At 72.6% G+C, this 12,544-nt stretch carries 13 protein-coding genes; 3 read left to right on the top strand and 10 right to left on the bottom strand.

Annotation, left to right across the window (positions count from 1 at the left end; translation table 11 throughout):
• Positions 1-940: PucR family transcriptional regulator (locus tag ACTWQJ_RS32795; RefSeq protein WP_443310141.1), on the top strand; the 940-nt coding region annotated here is incomplete at its 5' end.
• Here ACTWQJ_RS32795 and ACTWQJ_RS32790 read toward each other — a convergent pair.
• From ACTWQJ_RS32790 to ACTWQJ_RS32765, 6 genes are all read right to left on the bottom strand, one after another.
• On the bottom strand, positions 937-2,073 hold the full coding sequence (locus tag ACTWQJ_RS32790) for a glycosyltransferase family 4 protein (RefSeq protein WP_443310140.1): 1,137 nt from the start codon (positions 2,071-2,073) through the stop codon (positions 937-939). The two genes, ACTWQJ_RS32795 and ACTWQJ_RS32790, sit on opposite strands and share 4 nt — an antisense overlap.
• Positions 2,074-2,248: 175 nt before the next feature.
• Positions 2,249-2,989 carry a hypothetical protein gene (locus ACTWQJ_RS32785; protein WP_443310139.1) on the bottom strand — a complete coding sequence of 247 codons (741 nt, stop codon included), beginning with the start codon at positions 2,987-2,989 and terminating at the stop codon, positions 2,249-2,251.
• Positions 2,990-3,003: 14 nt separating this feature from the next.
• Entirely contained in the window at positions 3,004-4,722 is a 1,719-nt protein-coding gene (gene recN, locus ACTWQJ_RS32780) for a DNA repair protein RecN (protein ID WP_443310142.1), read from the bottom strand.
• A gap of 94 nt (positions 4,723-4,816) precedes the next feature.
• Positions 4,817-5,722, bottom strand: coding sequence for an NAD kinase (locus tag ACTWQJ_RS32775; RefSeq protein WP_224738600.1), 906 nt, complete (start codon positions 5,720-5,722; stop codon positions 4,817-4,819).
• A complete protein-coding gene (locus tag ACTWQJ_RS32770; protein WP_443310138.1) occupies positions 5,719-6,534 on the bottom strand; it encodes a TlyA family RNA methyltransferase in 816 nt (271 codons plus the stop codon). The genes ACTWQJ_RS32775 and ACTWQJ_RS32770 overlap by 4 nt, the downstream gene beginning before the upstream one ends.
• Before the next feature lie 7 nt (positions 6,535-6,541).
• Positions 6,542-6,877: a hypothetical protein gene (locus ACTWQJ_RS32765; RefSeq protein WP_443310137.1), complete on the bottom strand. Its 336-nt coding sequence runs from the start codon at positions 6,875-6,877 to the stop codon at positions 6,542-6,544.
• Between the two features lie 42 nt (positions 6,878-6,919).
• Between ACTWQJ_RS32765 and ACTWQJ_RS32760 the strand changes: the two genes are divergently transcribed.
• Entirely contained in the window at positions 6,920-7,267 is a 348-nt protein-coding gene (locus tag ACTWQJ_RS32760) for an SCP2 sterol-binding domain-containing protein (RefSeq protein WP_443310136.1), read from the top strand.
• On the opposite strand, the gene ACTWQJ_RS32755 is transcribed toward ACTWQJ_RS32760, so the two are convergent.
• The 4 genes from ACTWQJ_RS32755 to ACTWQJ_RS32740 form a co-directional block, all read right to left on the bottom strand.
• Complete coding sequence (locus ACTWQJ_RS32755) at positions 7,251-8,075, bottom strand: ABC transporter ATP-binding protein (protein ID WP_443310135.1); 825 nt, start codon at positions 8,073-8,075, stop codon at positions 7,251-7,253. The two genes, ACTWQJ_RS32760 and ACTWQJ_RS32755, sit on opposite strands and share 17 nt — an antisense overlap.
• A gap of 201 nt (positions 8,076-8,276) precedes the next feature.
• Complete coding sequence (locus tag ACTWQJ_RS32750) at positions 8,277-9,323, bottom strand: FecCD family ABC transporter permease (protein ID WP_443310134.1); 1,047 nt, start codon at positions 9,321-9,323, stop codon at positions 8,277-8,279.
• Entirely contained in the window at positions 9,320-10,363 is a 1,044-nt protein-coding gene (locus tag ACTWQJ_RS32745; RefSeq protein WP_443310133.1) for a FecCD family ABC transporter permease, read from the bottom strand. The genes ACTWQJ_RS32750 and ACTWQJ_RS32745 overlap by 4 nt, the downstream gene beginning before the upstream one ends.
• 71 nt (positions 10,364-10,434) lie before the next feature.
• Positions 10,435-11,466, bottom strand: a complete 1,032-nt coding sequence (locus ACTWQJ_RS32740; protein WP_443310132.1) for an HAD hydrolase-like protein — start codon at positions 11,464-11,466, stop codon at positions 10,435-10,437.
• Positions 11,467-11,539: 73 nt separating this feature from the next.
• Between ACTWQJ_RS32740 and ACTWQJ_RS32735 the strand changes: the two genes are divergently transcribed.
• The coding region (locus ACTWQJ_RS32735) for a DUF1015 domain-containing protein (RefSeq protein ID WP_443310131.1) at positions 11,540-12,544 on the top strand (1,005 nt) is incomplete at its 3' end.

The raw sequence follows: 12,544 nt of genomic DNA, 5'->3' as shown, positions 1-12,544 counted from the left end.
CCTGCCGGTCCGCGCGCCCCTGGCGCCGGTGCACCGGATCGCGGCCGAGCGGGCCGCCGGCATCCTCGCCGTGGTCCTGATGCAGGCCCGTCAGGAGGAGGAGCTGGCGGCGCGCGGGCGCGGCGACTTCCTCACCGACCTCGCCGAGGGCCGGATCACCCCGCAGGACGCCCCGGCGCAGGCGCGCGTCCTGGGCTTCAAGCCGGGCGCCGGCCCGCTGCTGCCGGTGGTGATGCGGCTGGGCGACGCGCTGGCGCCGGACGGGGGTACCGCCCGCTCGACCGGGGCCGAGAGCGGCGGCGGCTGGGCGGTGCTGGCCCGGGCGGTGGCGGAGGAGCTGGCCTCGGTGGGGGTTCCGGTACTGCTGGGCGTACGACCGGTCGAGGGCCGTGTCCCGTTGTTGCTCGGCCTGCGGTCGGAGTCGGAGCGCTCCGCGGTCGCCGACCGGGTCGCGGCGGCGCTGCGGGCGGGGGTGGAGCGGGCGGGGATGCAGCGGCCGGGAGCCCAGCCACCGGTGGTGGTCGTCGGGGTGGCCGGCGGCTGGGCGGCGGCGTCGGCGGGGCTGCGGCACGCGGCGGAGACGGCCACCGCGGCACAGGGGCTCAGGGACCGTCCCTGGTACGACGCCCGGCGCCTGGACATCGACCTGCTGCTGTGGCGGCTGCGTGACCATCCCGACCTCGCGGCCTTCGTCGACCGCGCGATCGGCCCGATCCAGGACCACGACCGCCGCTCCAAACCCCCGCTGCTGCCCACCCTGGAGACCTATCTGGCACACGCGGGCCGCAAGGCGGAGACGGCCCGCGAGCTGCACCTCAACCGCCAGACGCTCTACAACCGCCTTGCCCGGATCGGCGAGTTGCTGGGCACCGACCTCGACGACCCCCAGACCGTACTGGCGTTGAGCCTGGCACTGCGGGCACGTCGGCACGTCGGCTAGGCGAACGGCCTGGCCTGCGTCAACTCGTCGTAGATGCTGAGGACTTGGGCGACGGTCTCGTCCTCGGTCGGCCAGGTGGCTGCCTGCTGCAGGCCCATCTCCTTGAGCTGCTCCCGCCGTTCGGGGTCGGTGAGGAGCCGTACGACGGCGTCGGCGAATGCCTCCGCATCTCCCGACGGGACGAGTTCGGCGGCGTCGCCGACGAGTTCGGGGATGCCGCCGACCGAGGTGGCGACCAGCGGTACGCGCGCGTGCAGGGCCTCCTGCGCGAGCACGGACCGGGACTCCCACCGGCTCGGCAGCAGGGCGAGGTCGGCGGACGCGAGCAGTTCGGCCACGTCGTCACGCCGCCCGACGAGCCGCACCGGCAGCCCCTCCTCCTCGATCCGGCGCTGCAGCACCGCACGCAACGGCCCCTCCCCCGCAATGACGACCAGCGGCACGGGATCGAGCCGACGCCAGGCGCGCGAGGCGTCCAGCAGGACGTCGTAGCCGCGTTGCGGGTCGAGGGAGCCGACGGCCATCAGCAACGGGCGTCCGGTGGCGCCGAGTTCGGCCCGGATCTTGGGGCGCAGCCGGTCGGGGTCGTCGCGCTCGACGGGCGTGCGCTGCCCGGGGAGGGCGACGGCAGCGAGCCGGGCGTCCCGGGCGCCGGCCTTGCGCGCCCGGTCGACGAGGTCCGAGGTGGTCCCGAGCACGACCGCGGCGGCCTTGACCACCCGGCGCTCCAGCAGGCGCAGAAAGCGGGCGCGCGCCCCCTCGGCGTGGGCGCGGTTGTGCCAGGTGACGACCAGCGGGGTGCGCCGTCCGCCAAGAGCGAGCGCGGCCCGGAAGGAAGCGTGCAGTCCATGCGCGTGCACCAGGTCGGCGCCCGTGCAGACCGCCCGCAGCACGGCCACGGACGCGGGATCGCTGCTGCGCGGCACATGGACGTGCTCGGCTCCGGCGCCGGTGAAGTCGTAGGTGTGATCCGCATCGAGGGGGGCGCACACGGTGACCCGCACGCCCCGTGCGACGAGCCCCGCGGCAAGAGAGCGCACATGTGCGCTGCTGCCGGCGTTGCCTCCACCCAGCACCTGCACGGTGCGCAGCGGCGACTGGCCGTGCGGTGACGGGCTGCTCACGGGGGTCACGTGGCCGGGGCTCCTGGTTCGGCGTCGGACGGTCACGAAGCAACGTACAGAAGGATCGTGCGGAGGGGGTGTACCGCTCGGCTTCCTCGCGTACCCGCCCAAGCATGCCAGGACATACGGCCGTCAAGGGCCCGTCGACCGCCTCGGCCGCAGGCAACCCAGCGACCCTAGTCACTCACACGAGTGACTTCGCCAGCTCGCTGACCCGATCGCCGCAGACCGCCGCGGCCACGACCGCCGCAGCGTGGGCGACCAGCCCGATTCGCCTGTTGCCGGCGACGACAGCAGTCCCGAGGGCGGCTCCCAGCGCATGCGCGCCGGTGTCACCGATCATCGCGCGCTCCCCCAGGTCATCGGGCAGCACCGCGGCAGCCGCCCCCATCGTGACGGCGGCCATGTCCGCGCCCGGACCCTTCTGCAGCAGCCCCGGCGCCGCGAGCGCGACGACCGCTCCGGCAGCCCTCCCGGGCCGTACGTCCACGAGGTTGACGAAGTGCGCTGCACCGGCGATCACGACGCCGGCCAGCACCTTGTCCAGCGGCCGCTCCTTGAGCGCCGCGCCCACGAGCAGCCCGGTCGCGGAGATCCCGAACAGCTTGACGGCCCCGCTGGTGACCTCACCGTCCCGCAGCGCCGCCAGGTGCGCCCGGAAGCCGCGCCGGTGATCCCCGGCGACGTCGTCATACGCCCCGCAGGCGCCGACGGCCACCAGGGCGGCCCCCGCGAGCGGACTCACTCGCCCGGCGCCGGCCGCCGCCGCGAGGGCGGCCGCGGGTCCGGCGTACAACTCCACGGTCCTCCCGGCGTAGTTCTTCCGCTCCCACCGCTCCCGCCCACCGGGCGCGGTGGTCCGCAGGGCGGCGAGCCCGGCGCGGGTGAGGGCGGCCGTGATCGCGAAGGCGTTGGACCTCGACATGGCTGTACGTCCGCCTACACGTCCGCCCGAGCCGTCTCGAGCAGCTCCTCCGCATGCGCCCGGGCCGTCTGCGAGTCCTCCTGCCCGGCCAGCATCCGCGACAGCTCCCGGATCCGGTCCTCGCCCTCCAGAACCTTGACGCCGGACCGGGTCACCGACCCGTCGTCGGTCTTCTCGACCAGCAACTGCCGGTCGGCGAAGGCGGCCACCTGGGGCAGATGCGTCACCACGACGACCTGCGCGGTCTTCGCCAGCCGCGCCAGCCGCCGCCCGATCTCGACCGCGGCCTTGCCGCCCACGCCGGCGTCCACCTCGTCGAAGAGATACGTCGGCACGGGGTCCGTCCCCGCGAACACGACCTCCACGGCCAGCATCACGCGGGACAGCTCACCGCCGGACGCACCCTTGGCGATGGGCCGGGGCGGCGCGCCCGGGTGGGGCGCGAGCAGCAGCTCCACCTCGTCGACACCGGACGGCCCGTACGCCACCGCACGGCCGCCGACCTCGACGCCCTCCGGGTCCTCGGTCTGCCGGATCGAGAACGACACGCGCGCGTGCGGCATGGCCAGCGAGGCCAGTTCGGCGGTCACTGCGGCGGCGAACCGCTCCGCCGCCTCGGTGCGCGCATCCGTCAACGCCTGCGCCAGCCCGCCCAGTTCGGTCCGCAGCGCGTCCCGTTCGGCGGTCAGCTCCCCGATCCGCTCGTCATCGCTGTCGAGCTCGGTGAGCCGCGCTGCGCCCTGCTCGGCATAAGCGAGTACGGCGTTGATGTCCGCGCCGTACTTCCGGGTCAGCGCGGTCAGCGCGGCCCGCCGCTCCTCGACCGCGGCCAACCTCAGCGGATCGGCGTCCAGATCGTCGGCGTACCCGGCCAGCTCCCCCGCCACGTCGCCCAGCAGGATCCCGACCTCCCCGATCCGGTCGGCCAGCGAGGCCAGCGCCGGATCGTGGGACCGTACGGCCTCCAGGGCCCGGTGCGCGCCCGCGACGAGGGTCGACGCGTCGACGCCTTCGGGGTCCTCCGGGTTGCCCGCGAGCGCGGCATGCGCGGCGGCCGCGGCCGACGCCAGCGCCTCCGCGTGCCCGAGCCGCTCGGCCTCCTCGGCCAGCTCCACGTCCTCGCCGGCCCGCGGTTCCACGGCGGCGATCTCGTCGAGCCCGTACCGCAGCATGTCGGCTTCCTGGGCCCGCTCACGCGCGCGTGTGGTGATCTCCTCCAGCTCGGCGGAGACGGCCCGCAGCCGCTGGTAGGCCTCCGTGTACTTGACGAGCGGCACGGCGACGGCGTCACCGGCATACCGGTCCAGTGCCTGTCGCTGCCGGGACAGCTTCAGCAGCCCCTGCTGATCGGTCTGCCCGTGCACGGCGACCAGCTCGTCGGCCAGCTCGGCCAGCACCCCCACGGGTACCGACCGCCCACCCAGATGCGCCCGCGACCGCCCCTCGGCGGAAACGGTACGGCTGATCAGCAAAGCCCCGTCGTCGAGCTCGGCCCCGGCCTCCTCGGCCCGTACGGCGACCGAGGCGTCGTCGGGCACGGTGATCCGCCCCTCCACGACCGCTTTCCCGGCCCCGATCCGCACGAGCGCCGGATCCGCACGCCCACCCAGCAACAGCCCCAGGCTGGTGACCACCATGGTCTTGCCCGCACCCGTCTCACCGGTGACCGCGGTGAACCCCGGCGAGAGCTCGACGACGGCATCGTCGATGACTCCGAGTGACCGTATCCGCATCTCCTCCAACACGGACACGACCTTACGAGGTCCAGCCCCTGAAGCGCGACGCCGGTCCTCCATGTCACTCACGTGAGTTCACTCCGCTCAGCGTCTAATGCGGCGCCCCCCGCCACCCGGAAACAGGCAACGCAAACTTCGCAACCAGCCGATCCGTGAACGAAGCATGATGCAGTCGCGCCAGCCGAACCGGCACAGCCCCCCGCCGCACCTCCACCCGCGCCCTCGGAGGCAACTCCACGGTCCGCCGCCCGTCACACCAGAGAACCCCCGGCGGGATATGCGGCAGCACCTCCACCGCGAGCACCGAGTCCGGCGACGTCACCAACGGCTTCGCGAACAGCGCATGCGCACTGATCGGCACCATCAACAGCGCCTCCACCTCGGGCCACACCACAGGCCCACCCGCGGAGAACGCATACGCGGTCGACCCGGTGGGCGTCGACAGAACGATCCCGTCACACCCGAACCCCGTCACCGGCCGCCCGTCGATCTCGAGCACGACCTCGAGCAGCTTCTCGGCGCCCGCCTTCTGCACGGCCGCCTCGTTCAGCGCCCAGTCGGTGTGCACGATGTCCCCGTTGCTGAGCACGACGACATCGACGGTCATCCGCTCCTCGACCTCGTACGCCCGCGTCACCACCCGGTCGACAACCTTGTCGAGATCGTCCCGCTCGGCCTCGGCGAGGAACCCGACCCGCCCGAGGTTGACGCCGAGCATCGGCACCCCGGAGGCCCGGGCGAACTCCGCGCCCCGCAGCAGCGTCCCGTCACCGCCGAGCACGATGAGCAGCTCACACCCGTCGAGGCACTGCGGGGTCGCCTCCTTGACGAGTTCCACCTCGTCCGGCAGGGGCAGATCCTGCGCCTCCGCCTCCAGCACCCGGACGCCGATCCCCGACCGCAGCAGCCCCTTGACCACCAGCTCGGCGCTGCGGATCGCCGCGGGTCGCCCGGTGTGGGCCAGCAGGAAAACAGTACGAGCTCGGTTCGGTGTCAACGCGGCCCCTCCGCCACTGCACGGTCAACGTCGGCCGGGTCCAGTCGGGGAGCCCCGGCCCGCAGCCACAGAAAGTACTCGACATTCCCCGAGGGCCCGGGCAACGGACTGGCCGTCACACCCTTCACCCCGAGCCCCAGCTCCCAGGCCCGCTCGGCCACCGCGCACACGGCCTCGGCGCGCAACTGCGGACTCCGTACGACTCCCCCACTGCCCAGCCGCTCCTTGCCCACCTCGAACTGCGGCTTCACCATCATCACCAGATCGGCGTCCGGCCGCACGCATCGCACCAGTGCGGGCAGGACCAGTCCCAAGGGGATGAAGGACAGATCCCCCACCACAAGATCCACAGGTTCCCCATCGATCGCCTCAAGCGTCAACTCGCGTACGTTCGTACGGTCCTTGACCGTGACGCGTTCATCGCTCTGCAGACTCCAGGCGAGTTGCCCGTATCCGACGTCGACGGCGACGACATGCGCGGCCCCCGCCCGCAGCAGCACGTCGGTGAAGCCTCCGGTGGACGCACCGGCGTCCAGCGCCCGCCGCCCCTCGACGACGAGCCCCTGCGGGACGAACGCCTTCAGCGCGCCGGCGAGCTTGTGGCCGCCCCGCGACACGTAGTCGGGATCGTTGTCGTCGGCCGCGACGACGATGGCCGCCGCGGTCTCCACCTGCGTGGCCGGCTTGGTCGCGACGGTCCTGCCGACGGTGACCCGCCCGGCGGCGATCAGCTGGCCGGCATGCTCACGCGAGCGCGCAAGCTTGCGGCGGACCAGCTCCGCGTCCAGACGGCGACGTGCGACTCCTGCCACGTTCGGTTCAGCTCCTACTGCCATACGACGAATTGTGCTCGTGGCCCGAAGGGCCTCGTTGAGGGGTGGTGGTCGGGTGACGGGTGGGCGCCGGAGGTCCCGGGCGGGCGTCGAGCGCGGTGAGCGCGTCGCGCAGCCCCCGATGTACATCCTCGTACACCTCGAGGTGTCCGTCCGTGGCGAGGTGGTCGGCGTCGGCCAGCCGCTCCAGCTGTGCGTCGACCTCGGAGTTGCCGGTGGGGGTGCGGGGCACCTCGAGCGGGGCGGGGGCGGCGGGGTCGTACTCGGGCTGCGCCGGCGCCGCCTCCCGAGGGATCTCCGTCTGCGGAACCGAGTCGTTCATGCCCCGACGCTACCCCGAAGCGCTGGGGTACCGTCGATCGCTATGGCCACGATCGAGGAGTGCCGCGCCGCACTGGAGAAGCTCTCGGACAACATGCAGGACGCCGAGGGCGACGTCCGCGCGGCCGCTGCCCTGGACCGCTCGGTGAGCTGCCGCATCACCGACCTGGACATCACCTTCGTCGGCCGCCTCGAGGACGGCCGGATCAAGGTGCACGACACGCTCCGGGGACGGGCGCGCGAGAAGGCGCAGATCCGGCTGACCCTGGCCGGCGACGACCTGGTGGCGCTCGTGGACGGCGGGCTGAACTTCGCGAAGGCCTGGGGCTCGGGCCGGGTGAAGCTGGAGGCGAGCCTGTTCGACCTGTTCCGCCTCAGGAAGCTTCTGTAGCCGCCACGGCCGGGGCTTTCGCCCGGGCCTTGCGCGCCGCCGGCACCACGAGCGGGGTCCCGGTCTCCGGGTCGTCGATGACCTGGCAGCGCAGCCCGAAGACCTCCTCCACCAGCTCCGCGGTGACGATGTCGTTCGGCGCACCCTCGGCGATCACCTCGCCGCCGCGCAGCGCGATGAGGTGCGTGGCGTACCGGGCGGCGTGATTGAGGTCGTGCAGGACGGCCACCAGGGTGCGGCCCTGCTCCTCGTGCAGCTCGGCGCACAGGTCGAGGACATCTATCTGGTGCTGGATGTCCAGGTATGTCGTCGGCTCGTCGAGCAGCAGCAACGGCGTCTGCTGGGCGAGCGCCATCGCGATCCAGACACGCTGGCGCTGACCACCCGACAACTCGTCGACATAACGATCCGCGAGCTCCGCGACACCGGTCTGCGCCATGGACTCCTGCACGACCCGCTCGTCCTCGGTCGACCACTGGCGCAGGAGCCCCTGGTGCGGATAGCGGCCGCGGCCCACGAGGTCGGCGACCGTGATCCCGTCCGGCGCGATCGACGACTGGGGCAGCAGGCCGAGGGCCCGGGCGACCTTCTTCGCGGGCATCGACTGGATGACCTGCCCGTCCAGCAGCACCCGGCCCTGGCTGGGCTTGAGCATCCGCGACAGCGCGCGCAGCAGCGTCGACTTGCCACAGGCGTTCGGACCGACGATCACGGTGAAGGAGTTGTCGGGGATCTCCACCGACAACTGCTCGGCGATGACGCGCTGGTCGTAGGCGAGGGTGACGCTCTCGGCGATCAGGCGGTTCACGGTGCTCCTTGTCTTGTTCAGCTCGGTGCTGCTACTGGTGCCGCGGCAGGTCGGGCGAAGTCCGCTGTGGTTGGGCAGCGCCCTGAAGGGGCGCGGGGCTGTGCCGATATGCGGCTCCGCCGCGTGGGCGCGCGACCAGCCACGACGGTGCCGCAGACGATCGACGGCACATCGCGTCACTTCCAGCGGAGCGCTCAGCGCTCATATCCGGCCCGCCCTGCGCTCGGTGACCAGCAGCCACAGCAGGTAGACACCGCCGAGCACGCCGGTGACCACGCCCACGGGCAGCTGGTCGGCGCCGAAGACGCGCTGCGAGATCCAGTCGGCGGTGACCAGCAGGGCGGCGCCCATGCACAGGGACGGCAGCAGGTTCGGGCCGGGGGAGCGGGTCAGGCGGCGGGCGAGCTGCGGCGCGGTGAGCGCGACGAAGCTGACGGGGCCGGCGGCGGCGGTGGCCGCGGCGGTGAGCAGGACGGCGGCCACCATCAGCAGCAGCCGTACGCGCTCGACGCGTACCCCGAGGGCGTACGAGACGTCGTCGCCCATCTCCAGCATCCGCAGCCCGCGCGCATTGGCCAGCACGAGCGGTACGAGGACGGCGCACAGCGCGAGCAGCGGCCAGACCTGGTCCCAGTCCCGGCCGCTGAGCGACCCGGTCATCCAGACCACCGCGCGGGCCGCGTCGACGATGTCCGCCTTGGTCAGCAGATAGCCGTTGACGGCCGTGACGATGGCGGACACACCGATACCGACCAGGACCAGCCGATAGCCGTGCACGCCCTGCTTCCAGGCCAGCACGTAGATGGCGAGCCCGGTCCCCAGACCGCCCACGAGCGCACCGAAGGTGACGGCGTTCGCGCTCCCGGAGAACAGCACGATCATGACGAGCGCACCGGCTGTCGCCCCCTGACCGAGGCCGAGCACGTCCGGGCTGCCCAGCGGATTGCGGGAGATCGACTGGAACAGCGCACCGCCGAGGCCCAGCGAGGCGCCGACCAGCAGCGCGACCAGGACCCGCGGCAGCCGCAGCTCGTTGACGATGAACTCCTGACCGGCATCGCCGTTCCCGACCAGGGTTTTGAGCACGTCGCCGGCCGGGATCGGGAAGTCGCCGGTGCCGATCAGCACGACGCTCGCGGCGAGCGCGGCGAGCAGCAGCAGGACGACGACGGTGAGGGTCCGGACGTCCAGGCGCACGGACAGCCCGCCCGGCGTGCGCACGGCACGGTTGGCACGGTTGGTCTTCACAGCTGGGCCGTCCTCCGCCGTCGTACGAGAAAGATGAAGACCGGGCCGCCGAGCATCGCGGTGACGATGCCGACCTGGATCTCCGCGGGCCGGGCGACGATCCGGCCGAGCACATCCGCGCCGAGCAGCAGCACGGGTGACAGGATCGCCGCATACGGCAGGATCCAGCGCAGGTCCGGCCCGGTGAAGGACCGCACGACATGCGGAACCATCAGTCCGACGAACACGATCGGCCCGCAGGCGGCGGTCGCGGCCCCGCACAGCACGGTGGCGGCGAGCATCGACAGCGCCCGGGTCCGGTTCAGGTTGGCACCGAGCGCCTTGGCGGTGTCGTCGCCCATGGCCATGGCGTTCAGCGGCCGGGCGAGCGCGAGCGCGAGAAGCGAGCCGACCAGGAAGAAGGGCAGCACCTGTGTGATGGTCTCGTCGGTCGCCGAGGTCAGCGAACCGACCGTCCAGAAGCGCATCTTGCCCAGCGCGGCATCATCCATGATCATCACGGCCTGGAGATAGCCGTAGAGCGCGGCGCTGATCGCGGTGCCGGCCAGCGCGAGCCGGACCGGCGTGGCCCCCCGGCTGCCGCCCAGGAACCACACGAGCGCCCCGACCGCGGCCGCACCGAAGAACGCGAACCACACATAACCGCTCAGGCTCGTCACGCCGAAGTAGGTGAGGGCGGTGACGACCGCCGCGGACGCGCCCGCGTTGATGCCGAGCAGTCCGGGATCGGCCAGCGGATTGCGGGTGAGCGCCTGCAACACGGCCCCGGACAGACCGAGCGCCGCGCCGGCGAGGAGCCCGAGGACCGTCCGGGACATCCGTTCGTCGACCACGACGTCGCCGTACGTCCCCGAGTTCTCGAACAGGCCGTGCCAGACCTGTTCCAGGGACAGCTCCTTCGCGCCGACCGCGATGCTCGCCAGCGCGACGAGCACCATGATCGCCACGGCCACGAGCAGCCCAAAGGCACGTATCACCCGGCGGGTTGGAGGCGCAGGGGTGATGTCCGCGCGCTGTTCGGGAGGGCTTTCAACCAACACGGGGTTAGGTTAGCCTACCCTCTGATCGGATCAAGATCCCGAGTCCGGCGCACGCGACTGCCGAGCCCGTCTCACAACCCCAGCCGCGCCAGCGCCTTCCCCCCGTCCAGCTCGCACACCCCTTCACCGGCCGCCGTCCAGGCCGCCGCGCACAGCGCGCGCAGCCCATCCACGGGCTCTCCGTCACCGTCGAGTTCGAGCCTCCCCATCGCGCCTGCCGTCGCCGTCCAGTCTCCGCACCGGAATCCGTCGCCCGCCTCGGCGATCTCCGGCTGCCCCGTGAGCAGCCCCCGCAGATCGACGTCGGCATACGTCGGCCGGTGCTGCGGCGGCGCGGCGAGCAGCTGCGCCCCGTCGGTCACGCCGGTCAGCACCAGCAGCGAGTCGACCTCGCCGTTGAACGCGCCCTCGATGTCCGTGTCCAGCCGGTCCCCCACCACCAGCGGCCGCTTCGCCCCCGTGCGCAGGATCGTCTCCCGGTGCATCGGCGGCAGCGGCTTGCCCGCGATCTGCGGCTCGGCGCCGGTCGCGATCCGCACCACCTCCACGGCAGCGCCGTTACCCGGCGCGATCCCGCGTGCGCTCGGAATCGTCAGGTCGGTGTTCGAGGCGAACCACGGCACGCCCGCCGCGATGGCGTAGCACGCCTCGTTGAAGCGCCCCCACGGCAACTCCGGCCCGCCGAACCCCTGCACGACCGCCGCCGGATCGTCGTCCGCCGACTCGACGGGAACGAGCCCGCGCTCCCGCAGCGCCACCCGCAGCCCCTCGCCGCCGATCACCAACACCCGGGCTCCCGACGGCACCTGCTCGGCGATCAGCCGCGCCACCGCCTGCGCCGAAGTGATCACGTCCGAGGCCGTCGTGGGTATGCCCAGCGCGGTCAGATGCGCGGCCACGGTGTCTGGGGTCCGCAGCGCGTTGTTGGTGACATACGCGAGGTGCATCCCGCCCGCCCGGGCCGCACCGAGCGAGTCGACCGCGTGCACGATCGCGTTCCCGCCCGCGTACACCACTCCGTCCAGGTCGAGCAGCGCCGTGTCGTACGCCTCGCTGAGCGCCTGCCCACAGCCCTCGGGCCTGGTCCTGACCCTCTGGCTCATTCCGCATCTCTCCTCGGTTCGGCGTCTTTCCCCCGATCATCCCCCATGCCACTGACACACGTACGATGCCGAGATGAACACAGCAGGTCACCCGGAAGCAACGACGCGCCGAGGCCTGGAACTCACCCCGTTCCGAGGGCTCCGCTACGACCCCGACCGGGTCGGCAGCCTGGCCGCCGTGACATCCCCTCCGTACGACGTCGTCGTACGCCCCGACGGCCTGCACCATCTGCAGTCGGCCGACCCGCACAACATCGTCCGCCTGATTCTCCCCGAGGCCGCCACCCCCACCGCCCGCAACGCACAGGCCGCGGACACCCTGCACCGCTGGCTCACCGACGGAGTCCTCACCCCCGACCCGGAGCCCGGCCTCTACGTCTACGAACAGCACGACGGCAACGGCATGCTCCAGCGCGGACTCATCGGCGCCCTGCGCGTCTCGGAGCCGACGGAGGGCGTCGTCCTGCCGCACGAGGACGTCATGCCGCACATCGTCGCCGACCGAGCGGCCCTGATGCGCGCCACCTCCGCGAACCTCGAGCCCCTCCTCCTGACCTACCGAGGCAACGGCCCGGCGGCCGCCACGACCGAAGTCGTGGAACGCACAGCCGAGAAGCCCCCTCTGCTCGCCACGACCACGGAGGACGGCTTCAGCCACCGCCTCTGGTCCGTCACGGACCCCGGCGACGTGGCCCGGATCCAGTCCGACCTCGCCCACCACCAGGCCCTGATCGCCGACGGCCACCACCGCTGGGCCACCTACTGCCTGCTGCGCGCCGAGCACCCGTCCCCCAGCCCCTGGGACTACGGCCTGGTCCTGCTGGTCGACACCGCCCGCTACCCCCTGCGCGTCCGTGCCATCCACCGCCTCCTGCACGGACTGCCGGTGGCCGACGCCCTCGCCGCCCTCGACGGCCGGTTCCGCGTACGACGCCTCGACGCACCGCTGACCGAGGCGCTTGCCGCCCTCGGCGACGCGGCGTCCGCCGGCAACGCCTTCCTCCTGGCCGGCGACGGCGCCTTCCACCTGGTGGACCGCCCGGACCCGGACCTGCTCTCCCGTACGGTCCCCACCGAC

The sequence above is a fragment of the Streptomyces sp. KR55 genome (assembly GCF_052245645.1).
Classification (GTDB): Bacteria; Actinomycetota; Actinomycetes; order Streptomycetales; family Streptomycetaceae; genus Streptomyces; species Streptomyces flavusporus.
Note: the sequence above shows the minus strand (reverse complement) of the source record. Positions and strands in the feature narration are given on the sequence as shown.

Excerpts from the sequence above, each read along its gene's own strand:
- ACTWQJ_RS32785 (WP_443310139.1), bottom strand. The coding sequence starts at position 2,989 with ATGTCGAGGTCCAACGCCTTCGCGATCACGGCCGCCCTCACCCGCGCC.
- recN (WP_443310142.1), bottom strand. The coding sequence starts at position 4,722 with ATGCGGATACGGTCACTCGGAGTCATCGACGATGCCGTCGTCGAGCTC.
- ACTWQJ_RS32765 (WP_443310137.1), bottom strand. The coding sequence starts at position 6,877 with ATGAACGACTCGGTTCCGCAGACGGAGATCCCTCGGGAGGCGGCGCCG.
- ACTWQJ_RS32760 (WP_443310136.1), top strand. The coding sequence starts at position 6,920 with ATGGCCACGATCGAGGAGTGCCGCGCCGCACTGGAGAAGCTCTCGGAC.
- ACTWQJ_RS32740 (WP_443310132.1), bottom strand. The coding sequence starts at position 11,466 with ATGAGCCAGAGGGTCAGGACCAGGCCCGAGGGCTGTGGGCAGGCGCTC.